The following is a 22,505-nucleotide window of genomic DNA, read 5'->3' as shown; positions in this document are numbered from 1 at the left end:
TGAGCCCACTACCGAAATCACCTGTTAAGGAAGAGTCAGATGAATCCAACCACGCGCAGCAATGGCGGACTTCGGCAGCGCGATCTCGACGCCCTGGCCAGCGCCGAGCATGCCGATCCTTTTGCAGTGCTGGGGCCGCACGATGACGGTGCAGGCGGTCAGGTCATTCGCACGTTCCTGCCGGGGGCGCTGAGTGCAAGGGTGCTGGCGCGCGACGATGATCGAGTGCTGGCGCAGATGGAGCAGGGCAGCCTGCCGGGCCTGTTCTTTGCACATGTGGATACGCGCGGCCCTTACCGCTTGCAGATCGGCTGGGCCGGGGGCGAGCAGACCACTGAAGACCCCTACAGCTTCGGCCCGCAACTGGGCGAAATGGACTTGTACCTGTTCGCCGAAGGCAACCACCGCGACCTCTCCGGGCGTTTCGGCGCCCAGCCGATGCAGGTTGAGGGTGTGGACGGGGTGTGCTTCTCGGTGTGGGCGCCCAACGCCCGGCGCGTCTCGGTGGTCGGGGCGTTCAACAACTGGGATGGCCGTCGCCACCTCATGCGCCTGCGCCACAATGCCGGTGTCTGGGAGTTGTTCATCCCGCGCTTGGCCATAGGCGAGACCTACAAATTCGAGGTGTTGGGCCGTGATGGCGTGCTGCCGCTCAAGGCCGACCCCTTGGCTCGGGCCACGGAACTGCCGCCCAGCACGGCCTCCAAGGTGGCCGGTGCGCTGGGCCATACGTGGCAGGACCAGCAGTGGATGGAGCAGCGCGCCCAACGCCATGCCTACAGCGCGCCGCTGTCGATCTACGAACTGCACGCCGGCTCCTGGCGCTGTGAGCTGAACGAGGCTGGCGAAGTCGCGCGTTTCTACAACTGGCGTGAGCTGGCGGAGCGCCTGGTGCCCTATGTGCAGGAACTGGGCTTCACCCACATCGAGCTGCTGCCGATCATGGAGCACCCGTTCGGCGGGTCCTGGGGCTATCAGCCGCTGTCGATGTTCGCGCCCACCTCGCGCTACGGCACGGCCGAAGATTTCGCCGCCTTCATCGACGCCTGTCACCAAGGCGGCATTGGCGTGATTCTGGACTGGGTGCCGGCGCACTTTCCCACCGATGAGCATGGCCTGGCGCGCTTCGACGGCACCGCACTGTACGAATACGACAACCCGCTCGAAGGCTTCCATCAGGACTGGAACACGCTGATCTATAACCTGGGCCGCAACGAAGTCCGTGGCTTCATGCTGGCCTCGGCACTGCATTGGCTCAAGCACTTCCACATCGACGGCCTGCGTGTCGATGCGGTGGCATCCATGCTGTATCGGGATTATTCGCGCAAAGCGGGGGAGTGGGTGCCCAACCGTCATGGTGGGCGCGAGAACCTAGAAGCCATCGAGTTCATTCGCCAGCTCAACGATGTGGCCCTGCACGAGGCCCCGGGCGCTTTGATCATTGCTGAGGAATCCACCGCCTGGCCCGGCGTGAGCCAGCCGACCCAGCAGGGCGGCCTGGGCTTCGCCTACAAGTGGAACATGGGCTGGATGCACGACACCTTGCACTACATCCAGAACGATCCGATCCACCGCGCGCATCACCACAACGAACTGAGCTTTGGCTTGGTCTACGCCTATTCCGAACGCTTCATCCTGCCGATTTCCCACGACGAGGTGGTGCACGGCAAGCATTCGCTGATCGACAAGATGCCGGGCGACCGCTGGCAGAAGTTCGCCAACCTGCGCGCCTATCTGGCGTTCATGTGGATGCACCCCGGCAAGAAGCTGCTGTTCATGGGCTGCGAGTTCGGCCAGTGGCGTGAATGGAACCATGACCAGCAGTTGGACTGGTACCTGCTGCAGTACTCCGAGCACCAGGGCGTGCAGAAGCTGGTGGGCGATCTCAATCGGTTGTATCGCCAGTACCCCGCCTTGCACGAGCAGGACTGCCAGCCCCAGGGCTTCCAATGGCTGATCGGCGACGACGCGGTGAACAGCGTCTACGCCTGGCTGCGCTGGAGCAGTGCGGGCGAGCCGTTGCTGGTGGTGGCCAACTTCACCCCGGTGCCGCGCCAGGATTACCGCGTCGGCGTGCCGTTCGATGGGCACTGGGTAGAGTTGCTCAACAGCGATGCCGAGCTTTACGCCGGCAGCAACATGGGCAATTTTGGCGGCGTCCAAGCCGAGCCGTTGCCCAGCCACGGCCAGGCGCTGTCGCTGGCGTTGATCCTGCCGCCACTGGGCGTGCTGGTGATGAAACCCGGCCGCTGAGCGCATGAAGCAGTCTGCGCCTTGGCAGCGACCCGTTCTGGCTGCGGCCAAGGCGTTTGTGTAGCGGCAGTGCGCCGCACCTGATGATTTTGTCAGTTTACCCAGTTTTCCGTCGCTCCTAAGATCCCTTGAACTTCACGCGCCGTGACTGCCCAGTCACTCGCGCAGGGGCATCTCGGACGGAGCTCGGGGAACAGCCATGCCAAAACGCAAAGCAAGTGATACGCAGGCTTTACTGAAGAAGATTCTTGCGAGCGAGTTGCCTGCTCACGCTTCGCTGGTCGATACGCTGCAGGTAACCTCCTCGGTGATGGCCTTACAGCGCAGCGGTGAGGCGGCCTTGATGGCACAGTTTCCCACCCTGCAAGCCAGCGAGGTCCATCGTCTGCAGGGGCGTCTGGACGTCGCCAGCGCGGCCATGATGCGCGCGTTCCGTGAACAGCGACTCATCGCCACTGCGCCACGGCCACTGGATGAACGCAAAGGGCCGCTCGCCCTGAGCACCGGTCCTACTTACGAAAACCAGTTCTCGCCCTCTTGGGCCAACAACGCCCGCCCCGAAGCCGTGGACGCCACCACCTCGCCTGCCGCGTATCTGATCGACATGCTCAGCTTCGTCAAGCAGTACATCGAAGGCGAAAATCTGCACCCCGACCTACGGCCACTGGCGGTGCGCCGTCCAGACCTGTTCGAACTGACCCTCGACCATCGCACCCTGAGTCGAGAGGTGCCGCAGGTGGAGGTGGTCAACCAGGTGCTCGAACGGGCAATCGTCGATGAGCAGCAGCGCAAGGGCGAATCGTCTGCCGTCGAGGACAGGCTGCTGCAGGTTCGTCATCCGCTGCGTTTGTTCCCCTATGAAACCTACTGGCAGCAGATTCTGACCGTGCTTGCACATAACGACCTGCACCTGGGCGATGTGGCGCGTCTTGGCGATCTCGACAACCCCTATTTCATCCGGCCAGGGGCCCATTCGCACTGGTCCGATTCGGCCCTCCAGCAGGAAAGCGAGCTGGGCCCGGCGCTGCGGTCCATCCTGGTCGAACGGCCTTATTTCGGTAACGGCAGTCAACTACGCGTCGACCCACAGAATCGCAAGCTGCTGGCACTGCGCGATCCGACCAGTGCCGCCCATGCCGACGAGGAGCGAGACGCCAGCGCGCAGTTCTTCCTGGAGAACTTTGGTGTTCAAGGGGAGACGACGCTGCGCCGAGTCGTATCGTTTTGCCAGGTCGTGCAGATCGACCAGACGCAGATGGAGTCGCTGTTCGCCTTGGCCGACCACGCGCCTCGGCGTTCGGACAATGTCCGCAGCGATGTGGCGGATTCGGGGGCCGCGGCGTTCGGTGCACGCTTCATCAACAGCGCAGTCGGTGAGCCTGTGGGGGTCGACAGCAGTGCCGCCGATCCGCAACTGCACTACTTCCTGAACCTGACCCCGGTGCGCCTGGATCGCATCAACCGCTTCATGCGCCTGGCCCATGCCCTGCAGTTGCCTTACGTGCAGGTCGATCAGGTGGTCTGCGCGATCATCGATGCCGAGCAGGTTGCAGCCTCCGAGCTCAAGCGCCCACTGCTCGAGGCTTCCCCGCTGTGGATGAGCACCAACACCTTGCGCGGTCTGGGGGTGTTCCAGTTCCTGCGCAAACGCCTGGGCTGCAGTGCCGAAGACTTCGCCACCTTATTGTCGAACATGGGTGTCCATGGCGTTGGCGATACCCCCAGTCACTTCGACCGGGTGTTCAACAGCGGCGCGGCTTTGCCGTTGGTGCTCGACGACGAGCTGTTCAGCCTCTCCGGGGACGATCCGCACAGCAAACGTACCATCGACCAACTGTGCCATGGCCTGGGGATCAACCTGGAAACCTTCCGCTACCTGTCCCGCACGGTCATGCAAGCGCAGGGCAGCGAGACGTTGCGCCGCTCGCTGCCGGTGATCTCGGCGTTCTACCGAGTGACCTTGCTGGCAAGGCTGCTGTCGATCAGCACCATCGAACTGCTGTCGTTGCTGGAAACGCTCAGCCCCGAAGGGCTCTACGCGTTGCAGGCTGCCGGGCGACCGACCAATGCCATGCACCGGAATTTTTCCCAGACCGATACCCTCAGCGTGGTCCACGCGATAGCCCACTGCGTGCTCTGGTGTCAGCAGCAGGACTTGCCGATCAGTTGGCTGGTGCAACAGTTGCTGCCGATCGAAACCGTCGATGTGGTGCCGCAGGCAACGCTGAGCTTGCTGGGCGACATCAAGCGCGAGCTCTTGCCATTCCAGGACCTCGACCAGCACCTGGCCGAAGCGGGCGTGATGGCCCTGCGCACCGCGAGCTGGCAGCAACAGCTCAAGCAGATCGTCGATGAACTGGGGCTGTTTCGCGAGGCGCGCACGCCGGAAGAGGATTTTGATCCGGCGCTTTACGAGCAGTTCCTGGAGCGCGAGATCCAGGTGGTGATCGATGCGCTGGTCGCTACGCCCGGGTCGCTGGATTCCCAATTGCCCGAGCTCGCCCCGGACGAGTTGCAGCGCCTCAAGAGTCTGATCCTGGGCACGCTGCTGCGCGTGCGTTCGCAGCAGTGGGGCGTGGTGCAGGAACGTCTGGCGCAAGCGTTGGCGCTTAGCGCTGACCGGGTGATCGCGGTCGTGTACTGGGCGGGGGGCAAGGTCCACGCCCTGCTCGAAAGCGCTGCCAGGTTCACTGCCCTGGACGATCGATCGCCCACGGCAAAGGCCATCATGCCGCTGCTTCAGCGCATGCAACGGCATGCCCGGGTGGCCGAGCGACTGAAGCTCTCACCGCTGCTACTGGCCACGCTGCTGTCGACGACGCAGCGTCCGCGCCTGAGCCTGAGCGACTTGGAGCTGACCTTGCCGACGTTGTATCGCCTGGAGCGTTACACCCATGCAGTGGAACGCGCCCGTCAGTCCGAGGAGCAGTTGCTGGGTTACTGGCAGGCGATCGCGGCCTTGGGCGAGATGAGCGAGAACGAGCGGCGCCTGATCAAGGACGCCGCAGCGGAAAAGATTGCCAACTGGATGGGCTGGGGCATTCGCGAGGTGCTCGATGTCGCCACCCATCTGACGTCCGACGGTATCGTCCGCAACCTGGACCATCTGATCGTACTGGCTCAGGTCAAGGCCATCAGTGACCGCACGGGCCTGAGCGCGATCTCGCTGATGAAGCTCAGCCGGCTCGACTCCCACGCTTCTACCCAGGACCACCGCGATGCAGCGCAACAGATGCTCAGCAGCCTCAACCGCCCCGGCGAGCCCCGTGGCGAAGACGCCGAACTACGTCAGAGCCTGGCCACGCGCTGCGTGGTCAGCCAGTCGCGCCTGATCGCCAACAAGCCGGACGAATCGACCCGAATCAGCCTGACCCTGCTGGACATGAGCAACCAGCCGGTGGCCGATATTCGCGTGAGCTGGACCACCGATCTGGGGACCTTGCTCAGCCGCTTCGGCTATACCGACCACAACGGCGTGGTGACGGTCGAGCTCGACGCCGGAGAACTGATGGGGGTGGCTCACGTCAAGGCCACCTATTTGCTCGACAGCGAGGCCTATGCGCCGCCCATCGTCATCGACTGCGACGAGGACTCGCTGACGCTCATTCGCCAGAGCCCGCTGCCTGCGGCGCCGTGGCAAGCAGCAGGCAACCTCGGCGAATACGTCATCGTCGCGGGCCTGTTCGACGACTACGACAATCCAGGTGTCGATCGTTTGATCAACTGGGCGAGCGATATCGGCCAGTTCGTCGATTCGGCAGGCGAAACGCTGACCAACGATGAAGGCCTGAGCCAGGCACGTCTGCGCAGCATGGATCCCGGCCAGGGCAGGGTCGCCATGTGGTACGCCGGCAGTACCGACGATCCCCAGATACTCGCGCTGGAATTCGAAGACCCGGCCGTCGATTCGTGCGCTGGCGCTGGACTCCTGGGCAGTGGTCGGCACACTCGTCGTCAAGGCCACCGTGCTCAGCGTCAACGGCGAGCCTGCCAGCGGCCAGAAACTGGTGTGGGCGTGCACCCGTGGCGATGGCGAAGATGGCCCCAGCTTCGAGGGCGAAGCCCAGACCGACGAGCACGGCGAGGCCCGGCTGCGCATCGATGCCACCGAGGCCGGGACGCTGCAGGTGCGTGTGGCCCTGCGCTCGAAGGACGATGATGAAACAGGCTTCCACCCTCGCGAGCTGACGCTGGAGGTCCTGCCGGACGCGTTGGAGGTGGTGACCGAGCAAGGGCTCGTTTGGCCGCTGGCCGATGGTATCGACGCCAGCGACTTCCTGATCCAGGTCCGCACCCGCGATGGCCGTGCGGTCGAGCGCTGTCCGGTGACTTGGACGGTGCAGGAAGGCGGCCACCCGGCGCAGCCTATGACCACGGACGCCCAAGGCAAGGCGCGGTTCATCCTCAGCTCGACCACTCCCGGACCGCGCACCGTGGTTGCCACCTGGGGCGAAGACCCGCAAGCAGTGAAATTCGACGAGGTGATCTTTCTGCCTGCGCTGGACATGCAGGTGTGCTTCGACGGCCAGCCGATCGGCGGGCCGGTCGTCATTCGCCAACCGGCGCCTGGCGCGGCGCAGGACACGTACACGCTCAGTTGCACCTTGCCCGCCGACCACCCCCTGCTCAGGGAAGGGCTGCAACTGCTGTATGACGGACGCGATTCCGCACCGGCGCTGGGGCTGAGTTTCGAGCCCGGCCTCGGTGAGGTCGCCTCCTTCGAGGAGCGCACGGTGAGCTGGACGCTGACCGCCGTTTCGACGGGGCTCTCGCACGAGTCCCGGCCGCAGTTGGGCATTACTTACCGTAAGGCAAGCCGCGTGGTCTGGCTCGATCTGATCGTTCAGCCGGCGCAGCCTTGACCCTGATGACGCAAATGACAGAGGTGAGTATGAACACCCAATTGGTAGCCCGCTTGATCGAGCAACGGCGTGATGCGCTCAGTGCCTATGTGATTCATCACGTCATGCCACAGCGCTTGGATGCCGGCCCGCTGAACATGATCAGCGCCGAGCATCTGGATCACTATTTCATGCTCGATACCCAGGTGTGCGCGGCGGTCAGCACCTCGTACCTGGCGGAGGCGATCGCCTGTACCCAGACCTACGTCAACGCGATCTTCAACAACCTCGAGCCTGGCTATCGCGCGACGTTCGACGAAAAGCTGGTCACCTTCTGGCGTCAGGGCATGTCCAACTACTCGGTGTGGGCGGCCTACCAGATGCTGGAGGACTATCCGGAGAACTACCTCCGCGCTGACCTGCGACAGGATAAGACCAAGCCCTTCCAGGCACTGGAAGATGCCCTGGGGCAGGCGCGCATCTCCGATGCCTCGGTCAGCAGTGCGGTGCTCGCCTTCCTCCGGCAGTACGAATTCCAGAACAGTATCCGCGTGGTCTCCGGCTACATCGATTACCGCGACGAACAACGCGATGGCGATCACTTCGAAGGCTACACCTACGCCAATTCCGACTATTACCTGCTGGGCAGGGATCCAGAGGGCCAGTATTACCATCGTCGCGTGAGCGTCCGGCTGGACCAGGAGTCCCAGCGCATCGCCCCTGATGCCTGGTCGGAATGGGAGCTGATCGGCATGCCCAGTGGGCACAACGTGATTCAGGCGCGACTTGTGCTGCTGTGCGGGCGACTGCACCTGACATGGCTGCACCACCAGCCGCCGCTCGAGGTGGAGCAGGATTCCGCCGCCCGGATCTACCCGCTGAGGCTGGAAATCATTTACCTGGGCCTGGACAACATCTGGTCGACTCCCGAACTGCTCTGGAGCGCGCAGGTCAGCAGCGAAGATGGCAATTTCGATCCAACGGCCTATGAATTGCTGGCACTGGCCATTGCCGGTGCAAGAGGCAGCGACGATCAACTGCTGGTGGCCTGCGCCAGCCCCAAGGCCGATGGCAGCTACACCCACCACTTCAGCGTATGGCGCGATGTGCTCAAACGCCCCAGTGGACAGTTCGACGAGCGCATGGCCGGCTCGTTGCTCGGCGATTTTCGCAGCGAGCCGGGCAAGCTCAGGTTGCAGCGACGCCTGAGTGCACGCGACAAGTGGGTGCGCAAGGTCACAGCCGCTGCGGACAACGACAAGTTCGTCGGGCTGGATGCGCAACTGAGCAGGCAGGACGACAAGTACCAACTCCATGTGCGGAGCTATTCGCTGGAGCGGCGCAACCAGGGGTGGCTGCATGCGCTGTACTGCTCACGGTTTGTCAATACATCGGATGCGCTGAGCGTCAAATGCCAGGTGTCGATGGAGAACGCGCTCGACGCTCATCTGCTCTGCAGCATGGTCATGCCACCGACCTTCGACGAACTGGTGTTCAGCCATCCGTCGTTGAGCGACCCCGCCACCTTCACCCGGGCTGACTTCAAACCGGAAATCGGTAGTCAGGGCGCAGGCTTTCTCATATGGGTGGCGCGTCGATCGGTGAAGCTCGACCAGGCCATGAGCCTGGACGATCTGGCACCGCAGGCGGTTCGTGACGGCGCAGGCTTCGAGGTGGCGATCGATGCAGCAACGCCTGTCCTGCTGAGCGACCCACAGAACCACGTGGCGATCGCGTTCGAGCCTGTCACCGTGAAGGCGGTCAAGGTGAAGGCCGCTGAGACCGAGCTATGGACAGGCGACTGGTCGCTCACAGGTGCAGCGACCAGCGGTTGGCTCGTCAGTGCTGTGGGTGACAGCGCAGACGAGGTCAAGATTACCGTCGATGCGGGCGGTAAAACGTCCACCTTCACGGTCACGCTGGCCGCTTCCCAAGTGCTTGCCCGGCCGCCGGCCCCGTTGATCCATCAGCAGTCCAGTGGCACCGATTTCCTGGTGTTTGCCGGTATCGGCGGCAAGGGCGCGCCATTGGCGGTACGTCTGAACTCCCAGCATGTGCCTGACCTGATCAATCGGGCCGAGGCGTCTACCGAGTCGGTATTCGCCTGGGATGCCCAGCACCAGCAGGAACCGGCCTTCGTGGCGAAAGCAAAGGCGCGTCAACTCCAGCGGTGGCGCCCAAGCGCTACGGACCCCGGCATGAGCATCGACGATGCCAACGGCATGTATCTGCGCGAACTGTTCTTCCACGTGCCGCACCTGATCGCTTCGCGGCTGCACGAGGAAGAGCGTTACGACGAAGCGCGCCGGTGGCTGGCCCTGATCTTCGACCCTTACCGCAAGCGCGAGGCCACCGAGCACCCCGGCCAGGATTACTGGAAATGTGCCTGGTTGATGCTCGAGGACACGGCAGCGCCGGGACTCGAGCATGAGCTGAGCGACCCGCATGTGATCGCGCTGCATGCGCCGTCGCATTATCGTAAGGCGATTTTCATCCAGTACGTCACGCTGCTCATCGACCAGGCAGACAGCTTCTATCGTCAGCAGACGCGCGATAGCCTGGCCCACGCCTGGCTGCTCTACCGGATGGCTATCAGCCTGATGGGCGAGGCGCCCCAGGCACGCTCGGTGAGTACCTGGCAATCTCCCAGCGTTTCGCAGTTACTCGACGCCAGCCCTGGCGATGAACGGCTGCTGACCTTGGCCTCGGTCGTCGAGCCCAGCGCGCTGCCCAAGTACCTGAACACGTTCTTCTGGGCCGGCGTGGCCGTGCACCCGGCCTTTCGCCTGCCGGTCAATCAGAAGCTGCTCGATACCTGGCAGTTGCTGGACGCGCGCCTGTACAACCTGAGGCATTTCCTGACGCTCGATGGACAGCCCATGGAACTGCCGCTCTATGCGCCGGCCGCCGATCCATTCGACCTGCTCGCTGCACGCATGAGCGGGGGCTCCGGGTTGTCTCGGCCCGTGGGTAACCGCACGGTGGTACCGCCTTATCGTTTCCGCACATTGGTACTCAAGGCCCACGAAGCGGTGTCGGCACTCATCCAGTTCGGCGAGCAACTGCGCAGTTACATGGAACTGGAGGAGCGCACCCAGCAGGAGGTGCTGCAGTTCCGGCACGCGGCGCAGATCGCCCAGTACGCCATCGCCATTCAGGAGCAACTGCACGAGCAGCAAAAGCACAACGCGCAGGTGTTGCAGATGCAGCGCACCGGTGCCGAGCAGCGGGTGGATCATTTCTCGGCGCTTTACGAAGAGAACGTCACGGTCGGCGAGGTGGCCTTGCAGTGGCTGCACACCGCAGGGCGGTCTACCAGCAATGTCGCCAGTGCCGCCATTGGTGCGTCCTACCTCACCGATCTGGTGCCGAAGATCTTCGGCCTGGCCAACGGTGGCATGGAGTACAAAGGCCCGCTGATGGCACTGGGCTACACCACCGAGGTCATCGCCAATATCGCGCTGACCGCCAGTGATAACCTGCGCGACACCGAAACCTGGCGTCGCCGTCGCCAGGAATGGGATCTGCAGCGCAAGATGGCGCAGCATGAACTGCGCGTCATCGACAAGCAGCTCGAGGCCCAGCAGCACGGCACGTTGGCCGCCGAGCGTGCGCTGGCCCACAGCCGCCAACTGCTGGCCCAGGCCGAGCAGATTCACACCTTCTACCAGAATCGTTCGAGTAACGAGGCGCTGTATCGCTGGCTGCGTTCGCAAGCCACCGCCTGGCACTCGACGCTGTTCGATGTGGCGGTGAGCCTGTGCAACAGTGCCGAAGCCTGCTGGCAGTACGAGACGGGCCAGTACCAGAAACGCGTGATCCGTCCGCCGGTGTGGCAGGCCGATCGCCATGGGCTCAACGCTGGCGGGGAGTTACGCCTGGACCTGATGCGACTGGAGTCGGAGATGCTGCTGCGCGGCGAGCGACATCTGGAGGTGCGCAAGACCGTATCCCTCCACGCCCTGCTCGAACTCGATCTGGTGATGGACAAGGCCGGTACCCCCCTGGACTCCTGGGCCGCGATTCGCAGCGCCCTGACTGACGACGGCGAAATCAGCTTGACCCTGTCGCAGCGCCTGTTCGACCTGGATTACCCGGGCCACTACCTGCGCCGTCTGCACAGCGTGGCGTTGTCGCTGCCTGCCTTGCTGGGGCCTTATCAGAACATCCGCGCCACCTTGGCGCAGAAGCGCAGCCGCTTGCTGATCCGGCCCGACATCGAGGGCGTGAAGTTCCTCCATGGCGATACAGACGTGGCGACGGCGCCGCAAAGCGTGATGATGAGCCTGCGCGCCCAGCAGCAGGTGTGCCTGTCCTCGGCGCAGCAGGACATGGGACTGGTCAGCGGCACGGATAGCGATGACCGCTACCTGCCGTTCGAGGGCACCGGAGCCGTTTCCGACTGGACGCTGCGCTTTCCGCGTCACGCGCAACAGAGCGAGATGATCGAGAGCTTGAGCGACGTTGTCCTGGAGGTCCGCTACTACGCCCTGCATGGCGGTGCTGCGTTCGAGGATCAGGTCGAACAATTGCTGTGCGCCGACGCCTCTGGCGCTGCCCCCGAGGCTGCTCAGCAGGGGAAAGGCCGTGACTGAACAAAGCCCCCAGGACCTGCAACCGGACGCGTCCGCCGAGCGCCCGGCGTTCTATACCCCGCCTGCGCTGCCTAAAGGTGGCGGCACGGTCTCGGTGGGCGGCGGCATGCTGTCCAGCGCCGGACCAGACGGTGCGGCCGGTTGGCACCTGCCGCTGCCTTCGCCCAGCGGCCGAGCCTTGTCGGCCAGCTTGGCGCTGAACTATTCCAGCGCCGGCGGCAACAGTGCTTTCGGCGCGGGGTGGGAGTACGCGCTGCCCGCGGTGGCGTGCACGACACGCTTCGGTTTTCCGCGCTATGACGGTCATGACCGCCTGGTCGGTCCGTCCGGGGGCGAACTGCTGAGGGCCGCTGAGCCCCGACGCGCCACCCGCCTGCCGTTCAGCGCGACCCCCGCAGCGTATACCGTCACCCCCTGGACCGAGCGTGTCGGTGGGCTCGACGCGCGCCTGGAGCATTGGCAGGCCGAAGAGGATCCGGATGGACCAGGTTTTTGGCTGCAGTACCTGGCCGACGGCAGTCTGTCGCTGTATGGCTGGTCGGATTCGGCACGCCTGTTCGCGCCTGGCGAGCCCGGGCATACCGCGTGCTGGTACCTCGAAGAGCAGGTGTCCGCACGTGGCGAGCATGTGGTGTATCGCTATCGCTCGGAGGACGAACAGGGCTGTTCGCAGCAGGAGCTCGAAGCCCATCCGCGGGTCGTCAACGTTTATCCGCAGGCGGTGTACGCCATGAATGCCACGCCCTGCGAGGGGCTGCTCATTCCGGCGCAGGCGTTCGACGAAGATGACTTCCTGACCTTCACCGTGTTCGATTATGGCGAGCGCGGCGCCGATCCTGAGCAGGTTCCGGTGTTCGAACCCGCGCAGTCCTGGCCGGTTCGCGACGACTGCCACTCGTTCTGGCGTTACGGCTTCAATGTGCGTCTTCGTCGTCTGTGCCGTGACGTGCTGTTGTGGCACCGTACCGCGCGGCTGGACGGGCAGGCAGACCCGACACCTGAACTGGTTGCACGCCTGCACCTGGAATACGACAGCAGCCCGGTGGCCAGCATTCTGGTGTCCGCTGCACAGCTCAGCGCCGATGTCGATCTGCGCTTGCCCCCACTGGAGTTCGAGCTGAGCCGTCCGGGCCGGGCAGTGCCACAGTGGGAGGCGCTGCCTGAGCTGGATGGTTTCTGGGCCGACGCCTGGCAACTGGCCGATCTTCACGGTGATGGCGTGCCGGGCTTGCTGTACCTGGACGACCACGCCTGGCACTATCGCGCGCCCCAACGCGGCGATGGCGAAGACCGCATCACCTGGGGCCCGCCCGAGCCGCTGCCGCAGGTGCCGGCCATTGGCCGCGCCGACTTGATGGACCTCGATGGCGATGGTCGCCCCGAATGGGTGGTTACCGCAGGTGGCTTGCAGGGCAGCTTCACGCTCGGTACGGACGGCGCCTGGAGCGGCCTGGTGCCGATCGCGGCGTTGCCCAGCGAATACGATCATCCACAGATGCGCTTGGCCGACCTGACCGGCGACGGCCAGTCTGACGTGGTGATGTTGCGCGCGCTGGGGCCGCGCAGCGTGCGTCTGTACCCCTCGGCGGGCAATCGCGGCTGGCTGGCGGCGCGGTCCGAGCAGTACCACGGCAGCGTACCGCTGCCCTCGTTGGACCAGTCATTGGTGGTCTTCGCCGATCCTGCCGGCAGCGGCCAGGCACACCTGGTGCGCATCACCGGCCAGGGTGTCACCCTGTGGCCCTCGCTGGGCTACGGCCAGTTCGATGATGCGCTGCAGATACCCGGATTCAAGGTGGCCGACTTCAATCCCTCGCGAGTGTTTTTGGCCGACACCGACGGCGCGGGCACCACCGATATCCTTTACCTGCAGCCCGATGGGATTCGCGTGTTCGTCAGCCAGTGCGGCAACCGCTTCGTGGAAGGCCCTTTCATCAAAGCGCCGGACGGCCTGGTCCTGGACGACACGTGCCAGGTGCAAGTCGCCGATGTGTGCGGGCAGGGCACGGCCGACCTGCTGCTGACCGTACCCCTCCACGGTGCGGACAATGCCCCGCGCAGTTGGCTGTATCGCTTCAACGAGCGGCGCCCCTGGTTGCTGCACACCATCGTCGACAATCTTGGCAGCCGCACCGAGCTGGATTACCGCAGCTCAGCCCAGGCCTGGCTCGACGAGAAGGCGGCAGTGACGCACCGCACGGGCACGGCGCCGGTCAGTCATCTGCCGTTTCCCGTGCACACCCTGAACCGGGTGACCACGGTGAATGAAATCACCGGTGTCACGCTGGGCAGCGAAATGCGCTACCTCGGCGGCGTCTGGGACTTCACCGAGCGCGAGTTCGCCGGTTTCAGGCGCCTGGTCCAGACCGATACCCACGCGCTGGTTGATGCATCGGCCACCCATCTGTCACCGCCGACGAGGGTCCTGAGCTGGTTTCACTGCGGGATCGAGACGCTCGATGGGTTGGCCGAAGAGGCTTTCACCGACATGGACGCTGTGTTCCCCCAGGGTCAGGTCCGCTTGACCCAGGGTGCCGGCGACGGTGAGCACCCCTTCAGTCCGGAGCCGGCGCTACGCACATGGCTGTACCGCGCGCTGCGGGGGCAGTTGCTGCGCCGGGAGGTGTACGGCCTGGATGGTCAGGCCCAGGCCGACAAACCCTACAGCGTCGAGCGCCCGCGTTGGCAGATTCGCGCCTGCGCCACGGCTGACGACCTGCATCCCTCCGCTCTGATCACCGCCGTGCAGCATCTGGGCTTGAACTGTGAGCGCTATCCGCAGGATCCCCAGGTGGATCAGGCCATCGTCTTGCGACAGGATCGGTATGGCAATGTGCTTGAGAGCGTCACCGTGAAGTATCCACGCCTGCTCGATCCGGCGGCGCTGGCTCAGGAGGAGGTCGAGCGCAAGATCTACCCGGCCAGCCTGCCGACCGGGCTGATCGAGGCCAGTTGCGACGAGCAGCAATATGACTGCTGGGTGAGCCTCAGCCGCGCCACGGTGCTCAACCGGGTCAAGGACGACGACTTCGTGATCGGGCTGCCAGGCGCCATGCGCCGGGATATGGTGCATTTCGCCCAGGCCCAAGTGCCCGAGGGGGGCTTCAGTGTCGAGTACCTGCTCGAACACGGACTGCCCCTGAGTGATCCGGCGCGCACCGTACTGGCCAGTTATGAAAAAACGGTGTGGCGCCAGGCCGATGGCAGCGGCGCCAGCAGCGAGCCTTCGCGCCAGGCACTGCGGGCCTACACCCGCACCGCGATGCTCGACAAGGCCTCGCTCGACGTGCTGCGTCCGGCGTTCGAGCTGACCCTGCTCGGCCTGTTGCAGGATGCGCTGGCCAATCCGTCCAGCGACCCGGCGGTGCTGGGGCGCCTGCGTAAACGCCTGCCGGTGGTCGACCACGCCGTGACCTACGGGTTGTTGCTGTCCTATCTGCAACAGGCGCCTGACGACCGCGCGGCGTCGCAGATGCTGCGCCAGGCGCTCAAGCACGTCATTTCAGTACAGGCCCTGCGTGATCGGCTGCTGGACGAAGCCGCCGAGGCGCTGCCTGAGGGCCTTCACAGCGCGTTGCGCAAGGAAAGTCGTGTACCTGACGGCGCGCTAGGGTCGGTGCTGGTCTGGTTCGATGCACAGCACGCGCAAGACGCCGCTGTCTTGGCCACACTGCACGGTGCGCTGGTCAGCGCGCTGTCGGCCAGCAGCGCCGACGCACTGTTTTGCCGAGCGCTGTTGGCCGCGTTGCAACGCCCACCGTCTTCGCCTGCGCGCACGGCAGCCGAGCAGGCCTGGTTACTGGCAGTGCGGCAAGAGCTGGATCGTCCGCTGCAGGAAGAGACGCTGCCTGAAGTGCTCAAACGCGGTGGCTATATCGCCATGGACCGGCCGCTGGATGCCGAGGAATTGGCCGACGCCGCCGATCCCGATGGGCTTGGCGTACCCTGCATTGCGGGGGAACCGCTGGTCGAGCAGGCCTATTGTGGTCATCACGGCATCAGTCATTACCAGGACGCCCTGCATTTCTGGCAGCCCCACCGTCTGCAGGACAGTACCGTCACAGGACCGAGCCAACTGAGCTACAGCGCGCACGATGTGGTCGTGATGAAGGTCTGCGATGCCGCCGGACTGACATCGACCATCGAGGCGCACGACTGGCGTTTTCTGCAACCGGTGCGCGTCCAGGATGCCAACGACAATCTCAGTGAGGTGGCCCTGGATGCCTTGGGCAGGGTCTTGCATACCCGCTTCTACGGCACGCAAACCGCAGCGGGCAGCGATGAGGCGGTGATGACCGGTTATTGCTCGGGCCGTCCGTTCACGCCGCCGCCGACCGTGGCGGACGCCTTGGCACTCAACGTCAGCAAAGGCGTACCGGTGCATACCGCCTTCACCGTGGTCGCCGACAGCTGGATGCCGCTGGCGCTCACCACCGACGGTAGCACCGACCCTGCGCGTCGGTGTGGTGCCTTGGCCTGGCGGCGAATGGCAGCCCGGCTAAGCGCCAACGGCCTGGGACCCTTTGCCATGGTTGGGCGCACGCCGCCGCATACCGTGCAAATCCTCAGCGACCGCTACGACGATGACCCCGAACAGCAGGTGCGCGTCACCGTGACCCTGACGGGGGGAGGGCAGTTGTTGCAGACGGCGGTGCTCAATCCTCCCGGTGAAGCGTTCGTGCGTACCGAACAGGGCGCGTTGCTCGCCAATGCGCAGGGGGGCGCGGTCAGTCGTGATGCGGCTGTGCGCTGGGCGGTCAGCGGCAAGACCGAGTATGACAACAAGGGCCAGGCCGTGCGTGTCTGGCTGCCGTTCTACTTGGATGACTGGCGCTGGGTCAGCGACGACAGCGCCCGAGAGGGCATCTATGCCGACACCCACTATTACGACGCGCTGGGTCGCGAGTACCGCGTGGTGCGGGCGGCAGGCGAAGAGGTCGAGGGGCAATGGGCGAACTACGAACGCCGTGTGCAGCAGTACCCCTGGTTCACCGTGTCCGAAGACGAGAACGACACCTGGCTGGAGGTGATCGAGCAGGCCCGACTCAGGGCCCGTAGCACAGAGCAGTGAGCCTGGTCGCTGGTGGCTGTCGTGCCCGGTCAGGCGCAATCCTCGATGAACTGACGACCCTCAGGGGCGATATCTATTTGGGAGAATGACATGAGCCCACGCACACAAGCTGGAGCTACCCCCGACGTCTCCGGCGATGCTGATCAGGACACCCAGGGCCATTCAGTGCTGAAGGCGCCGTTTCTGCAGCAGGCGGATTTCTCTGCCGATGGCCCCTGGCGCAGCTTGGGTCAGTTGATCGATTTCAGCGACGGTGGAGACGGCTCGACCTACCTGGGTATCCAGCGCAACGAGCGGGTCTGGCAGGACATCGATCTGCCCGTCGCGCCGCAGGCTGACGACGCGCGGCCGCAGTACTGGCTGGGTTGCGACTACGCCTTGAACAATTTCAAGGAGTGCCTGGTGACGGTTCATCTGCTCGAAGACGGCAAGGAAGGGGCGCAGGTGTTCATCGAGCGTTTGCAGGGCCAGGGGACGCTGGAGGATGAACCTCTGGCCCCTGGCGCTGCGCCGACCTGGCATCGCATGACGCCGCGGCTCGTCACCCTGCCGGTCGATGCGACGCGGTTGCGCGTCGCGTTCGACACCCGACTGGAGGGCAAGATCACTTCCAGGCTGTATCTGCGCCAAGTGATCTCGCAGCTACGCTTGCCTGAGCTGTCCTCGGCCAGCACGGTCAAGCTGGTCCTTGATCCAGGTGGGAAAAATCAGATCGAACAGACGCGCCAGCCGTTCCTGTTGTGCCATGGCGCTGAGCATGTATTGCAGATCAAGTCGGCGGCCGGAGACGCCTGGTCGGGTCAGCCTGTGAGTCTGATCTGGATGGACGACAATCAGCACCCGCCGAGTGCCTTCGGAATGAGCGCCAGGCCACCCTTGAACCAGAACGCGGGCGATCAGGACGATCGTTACCAACCGCTGGACGAGGGTGACGGTGCCCAATGGCAATTGCAGGCGGGCGCCACCGCTGCTCAAGCCGGTGAGATCGGCCTTGGCCTGGGCAGCTACTGGCAAGCGCCGCGATTCGAGTTGAAGGCGCAGCTCGGTGATTTCCGCCATGACCTTGGGGGTATCGAGTGGGATGGCGTTGTCCCGGTGGTCGAGTATGGCAATAGCACCCAAATGAGCGTGATCCTGCACAACGTGTTCGTCCCTGACCGCCCGGCGGTCGGCAGGCCGGTCAAGTGGCTGTTGAACGACACGCTGTTCGCCACCCAGCCCACTGATGCCAAGGGGCTATCGAGCATCGAGTATCTGCCCAAGCCCGGCGACGAAGGCGTTGACAATAACGCGGTGTTCAAAGCGGTCTACGAAGACGAACTGAAGCAGGTCAGTGAGCAAGTGCAGAAACTACCGGTGTTTGCCGTGTCGCCGTGGGGGGCCGAGCTGGAGGTGCTGGTCGAGGGCAAACCTGTTGCCGACTTCGAAAAAATCGCCCTGTTGTTGACACGCCAGACCGAGGTCAATTTGACCCTGAAACCGAAAAAAGCGGACAGCTTTTTCGTCGGCAAACCGATCCTCTTGCGCTGGCCCAACGGCAAGCCTGAGCGAGGGATCACGTTCACGCCTACTGCCGCGCAGACGATGACACCGGAGGGCATCAGTTGGACGCTCAAGGGGGGGACGGACTCCGGGACATTCGTGTTGGAAACCGCCACGGACGATTTGTCGGCACCGTTTTCTCTCAAGGGTGCGCAACTGTCTGCCGAACTCGGCGATGAAGTCGAGCTGTCGCTCGATGCCGATGCCGTGGGTTCCACTGCGCTGTTGCGGCGGGGGACTGCGTATACCTTGCGCCTGCAGATCAAGCCAGGCAGTCCGCTGCCGGCGCTTGGCCGAACGGGTCGTTTGAGCTTCACCGAGGGGACGCTGAAACCCGGGCATGTGCCTGCCCAACCCGACTATGAGGCCAAGCGCGAAGTGCCTGCCGCCGGCTTGAGCTGGACCTTGACCGCAGGCCAGAACAGTGGCGACTTCGCCTTGGCGGTTCATGTCGAGGGATTCGCCAAGCCCTTGAGCTTCGACAACGCCATGGTGCTGTCGAGCCAACTCAGCGATGAGGCTCAACTGCAGATCGACGGCGCGGCGGTGCCTGCCATCGCGCTGTTCCAGCGCGGGGCGCCGCGCACGCTTAGCCTGGTGCCCAGAGCAGGCAGTCCGCTGGGCCGCCTGCAGCCCGAGGCCTGGCTGGTGTTCGAGGCGGGTAGCTTGGTCGAGGCTAAGGTACCTTCCACACCGGCTTACTTCACTAAGCGCAACCTCGGAGCCGCTGGGCTGTCATGGTCGCTCAAAGGACAGCAGGTCAGTGGCGATTTCGCTCTGACGGTAGAGGTGGAGGGGTTCGAGCAACCCTTGAGCGTGTCGAAGGCGGTGCTGCTGTCGGCAGATTTGAGCGATGAAGCGGAGTTGAAACTACAAGGTGCGGCCGTACCGAATCCTGCGATCTTTCGTCGTGGACAGCCGACGATGTTGACGTTGCAACCCAAGGCGGGTAGTCCGTTAGGTGGACTCGGCCTTAGCGTCTACCTGGAATTCGTGGGCCGCAGTCTGGGCGCGCCCGATATGTCAGCGACTCCCTATTATGGCGTCGGACGTGCGCTCGGAACGTCTGGGTTGCAATGGGCGCTGGAAGGGGGCGAGGCCAGCGGTGACTTCGGGATCAGGGTGGTCGTCGCCGGTCGCGTGTTTTCCACGACCCTGGAAATTGACCAAGCTTTATTGCTGTCGACGCGCCTGGAAGATGAAGTAGAGGTGTCCGTAAACGGCAAACCCGTTTCAGCCGTGGTGTTCATGCCGTGGGACGACGGGATGGGGTCTGCCCCAACGCTTTTTGTCAGCGCCAAGCCCCAGAGCCCCTTACACGTGTTGTCGCCGCCCTGTCGATTGACGTTCCAGGCAGGTACCTTGGAGGCCAAGAATCTGCAAGCCAGTCCTGCCTTCGGTGCGACCCAGCCGCTTGCCAACGGCCAGAAACTTTGGACATTGAGTGGAGGTAACCAGGTCAGCGGTGGGTTCGGTATGCAGCTGCATGTCGAGGGTTTCGAAGAGCCTTTGTCCATGCCGCGATGCGTTCTACACTCCAACCACTTCCACGATGAGTTCTACGTGACAGCGCCTGAGTCCGAATTCGATTCGCGTCGCGACACCGTACTGGCTTTGACTGCGACGGTTTCGCATCCTGGCTTCTACGTGCACAGACGATTCGATTGGGGCTGGGGAATGGACAGGTTAGTTACCCTGAATTTCGTGCCTGGCACCGTGACCGAGAGTTCCTTCGTGATAGAGCCGGCGCCGGGTGAGCAGGTTGCGCTGGTATTCGATCGCCTGCTTTGGCAGACCCGCCACGTCAGCAAAAAAGGTGAGTGCGCGCTCAACTTCAGTTGCGACGTGATGCTTTATGCCCACACAGTAAAGTGTCGAATCAGCGGGATTTGACTGGAATACCTCGACGACGGCGCCAGAGAAAAAGCGTCGGCGGTCACTGGCCAGAGCCCCTCAGCGAGCCGCTCAAGGCCACCTGACCGCCGATAGGCCTACGGTGCAGACGAGGCCATCACTCCTGCTCTCGCTGCAACACCATCAACACCACCGAACGTCCGGTGACATCGAAGGTGCTGTCGAACGCCATCGGTTTGGCCTTGCGCTGCTCCGGCTGGTCAGTATCGATCAGACAGCTCCAATGCTCACCTTGCGGTACGCTAGGCAGTTTGAACGGCACTACGTCATGGTGGGCATTGACGATCAGCAGCACGGTGGCCTGGTCGCCAGGACGGGCGATACCGCTGACCTGCGCACGACCGTCGATCAGCATACCCAGGCATCGGCCATGGGGGTCCTCCCATTGCTCCACGCCCATCTCGTTGCCGTCGGGGGCTAGCCAAGTGACATCCTTTACGCCGATCGCTTCGTTGTAGTCGCCCACCAGGAAGTTGGAACGGCGCAGCACCGGATACTCTTGGCGCAACTTGGTCAGGCGCTTGACGAAGGCCAGCAGGGCCTGGCCTTCCTCGTCCAGGTCCCAGTTGATCCAGCCAATTTCGCTGTCTTGGCAGTAGGCGTTGTTGTTGCCGTGCTGAGTGCGGCTGAACTCATCGCCCGCCACGATCATCGGCGTCCCCTGGGACAGCAGCAAGGTGGCGAAGAAGTTACGCATCTGACGCATGCGCAACGCCTTGATCTCGGCATCCTCTGTCGGACCTTCGACGCCGCAGTTCCAGGAGATGTTGTTGCTGGTACCGTCCTGGTTGTTTTCCTCGTTGTCCTCATTGTGCTTGTCGTTGTACGACACCAGGTCGCGCAACGTGAAGCCGTCGTGGGCGGTGATGAAGTTGACCGACGCATAAGGGCGCCGACCCCGATTGTCGAACAGATCGCCCGAACCGGTCAGGCGCGCGGCGAAGTCGGCCAGTTGGCCTTCGTCGCCTTTCCAGAAGGCGCGGGCGGTGTCGCGGAAGCGGTCGTTCCATTCGGCCCAGCCGGGCGCGAAGTTGCCCACCTGGTAGCCGCCTGGGCCACAGTCCCAGGGTTCGGCGATCAGCTTGACGCTGCGCAACAACGGGTCCTGGCGGCAGGTGACGAGGAAGCTGTGACGCTCGCTGTAGCCGTCGTGGTAACGGCCCAGAATGGTCGCCAGATCGAAGCGGAAGCCGTCCACATGCATCTCGCCCGCCCAGTAGCGCAGCGAGTCGGTGACCAACTGCAGCACGCAGGGGTGGCTCAGGTCCAGGGTGTTGCCGGTGCCCGAATCGTTGATGTAGTAGCGCTTGTCGTCAGGCATCAGGCGGTAATACGAGGCGTTGTCGATGCCGCGCATGGACAGGGTCGGGCCACGTTCGTTGCCTTCGGCGGTGTGGTTGTAGACCACGTCGAGAATCACCTCCAGGCCCTTCTCGTGAATGTGCGCGACCATCTCCTTGAATTCGGCGATCTTGCCACTGGCCAGGTACTTGGGGTGCGGCGCGAAGAACGCCAGGCTGTTGTAACCCCAGTAATTGTTCAGGCCTTTGTCCAGCAGGTGCTGGTCGTTGACGAAGGCGTGGATCGGCAGCAACTCGATGCTCGAAACGCCCAGGTCCTTGATGTGCTTGAGCAGCTCGTCGTTGGCCAGGCCCGCGAAGGTGCCGCGCAGGTTTTCCGCAACCGCGGGGTGACGCATGCTGATACCGCGCGCGTGAGCCTCGTAGAACACAGTCTGTTCCCAAGGAATCTGCACGCGCTGGTCGCGGCCCCAGGTGAATGCTGGATCCACGACCTTGCACTTGGGCACGAAGGGCGCGCTGTCGCGCTCGTCGAACGAAAGATCGTCGTCGGGGTGGCCGAGGGTGTAGCCGAACAGTGCCTCGGACCATTTCAGATCGCCCACCAATTGCTTGGCGTAGGGGTCGATGAGCAGCTTGTTGTGGTTGAAGCGGTGGCCGTTCTGCGGCTCATAAGGGCCGTAAACGCGGTAGCCGTAGACCAGTCCTGGGTGAGCATCGGGCAGGTAGCCGTGGTAGATCTCGTCGGTGTATTCCGGCAGTTCGATGCGCTCGAGTTCGTTCTCGCCGCTGGCGTCGAAAATACACAGCTCGACCTTGGTGGCGTTGGCCGAGAACAGGGCGAAGTTGACGCCCAGTCCATCCCAGGTGGCACCCAGCGGGAAGGGCAGGCCTTCACGAATACGGGTTGGCGCGACGGAACGGGTTTTCTTTGGGGTGCGTGCGGTCATGGCAGCTCTCGTCTAGCCAAACGAATGGAATAGGGTTA

General features: G+C 63.8%; 8 protein-coding genes. 6 read left to right on the top strand and 2 right to left on the bottom strand.

The window, feature by feature from the left end:
* Positions 1-39 precede the first annotated feature (39 nt).
* From glgB to ACK2SD_RS14470, 5 genes are all read left to right on the top strand, one after another.
* A complete protein-coding gene (gene glgB / locus ACK2SD_RS14490; RefSeq protein WP_412460125.1) occupies positions 40-2,253 on the top strand; it encodes a 1,4-alpha-glucan branching protein GlgB in 2,214 nt (737 codons plus the stop codon).
* A 199-nt stretch (positions 2,254-2,452) separates the two neighbouring features.
* On the top strand, positions 2,453-6,412 hold the full coding sequence (locus tag ACK2SD_RS14485) for a Tc toxin subunit A (RefSeq protein WP_412460124.1): 3,960 nt from the start codon (positions 2,453-2,455) through the stop codon (positions 6,410-6,412).
* The gene (locus ACK2SD_RS14480; protein ID WP_412462319.1) at positions 6,381-7,115 is read left to right on the top strand and encodes an Ig-like domain-containing protein; all 735 of its coding nucleotides are present in this window, start codon (positions 6,381-6,383) and stop codon (positions 7,113-7,115) included. The genes ACK2SD_RS14485 and ACK2SD_RS14480 overlap by 32 nt, the downstream gene beginning before the upstream one ends.
* A gap of 29 nt (positions 7,116-7,144) precedes the next feature.
* Positions 7,145-11,689 (top strand): neuraminidase-like domain-containing protein, encoded by a 4,545-nt coding sequence (locus tag ACK2SD_RS14475; RefSeq protein WP_412460123.1) that lies wholly within the window; start codon positions 7,145-7,147, stop codon positions 11,687-11,689.
* Positions 11,682-16,760 carry a SpvB/TcaC N-terminal domain-containing protein gene (locus ACK2SD_RS14470; protein WP_412460122.1) on the top strand — a complete coding sequence of 1,693 codons (5,079 nt, stop codon included), beginning with the start codon at positions 11,682-11,684 and terminating at the stop codon, positions 16,758-16,760. Before ACK2SD_RS14475 ends, ACK2SD_RS14470 begins: the two co-directional genes overlap by 8 nt.
* Positions 16,761-16,922: 162 nt before the next feature.
* Here the strand turns inward: ACK2SD_RS14470 and ACK2SD_RS14465 are convergent, their stop codons facing one another.
* Complete coding sequence (locus ACK2SD_RS14465; protein WP_412460121.1) at positions 16,923-17,174, bottom strand: hypothetical protein; 252 nt, start codon at positions 17,172-17,174, stop codon at positions 16,923-16,925.
* A 30-nt stretch (positions 17,175-17,204) separates the two neighbouring features.
* Here ACK2SD_RS14465 and ACK2SD_RS14460 point away from each other — a divergent pair, with 30 nt between their 5' ends.
* Positions 17,205-20,195 (top strand): hypothetical protein, encoded by a 2,991-nt coding sequence (locus ACK2SD_RS14460; protein WP_412460120.1) that lies wholly within the window; start codon positions 17,205-17,207, stop codon positions 20,193-20,195.
* Between the two features lie 118 nt (positions 20,196-20,313).
* Here the strand turns inward: ACK2SD_RS14460 and glgX are convergent, their stop codons facing one another.
* Positions 20,314-22,467: a glycogen debranching protein GlgX gene (gene glgX, locus ACK2SD_RS14455; protein WP_412460119.1), complete on the bottom strand. Its 2,154-nt coding sequence runs from the start codon at positions 22,465-22,467 to the stop codon at positions 20,314-20,316.
* Positions 22,468-22,505 lie beyond the last annotated feature (38 nt).

Source organism: Pseudomonas sp. SC11 (genome assembly GCF_047039205.1).
Taxonomy (GTDB): domain Bacteria; phylum Pseudomonadota; class Gammaproteobacteria; order Pseudomonadales; family Pseudomonadaceae; genus Aquipseudomonas; species Aquipseudomonas boreofloridensis.
The sequence above is the reverse complement of the archived record's forward strand: the minus strand, read 5'-3'. Positions and strand labels throughout refer to the sequence as shown.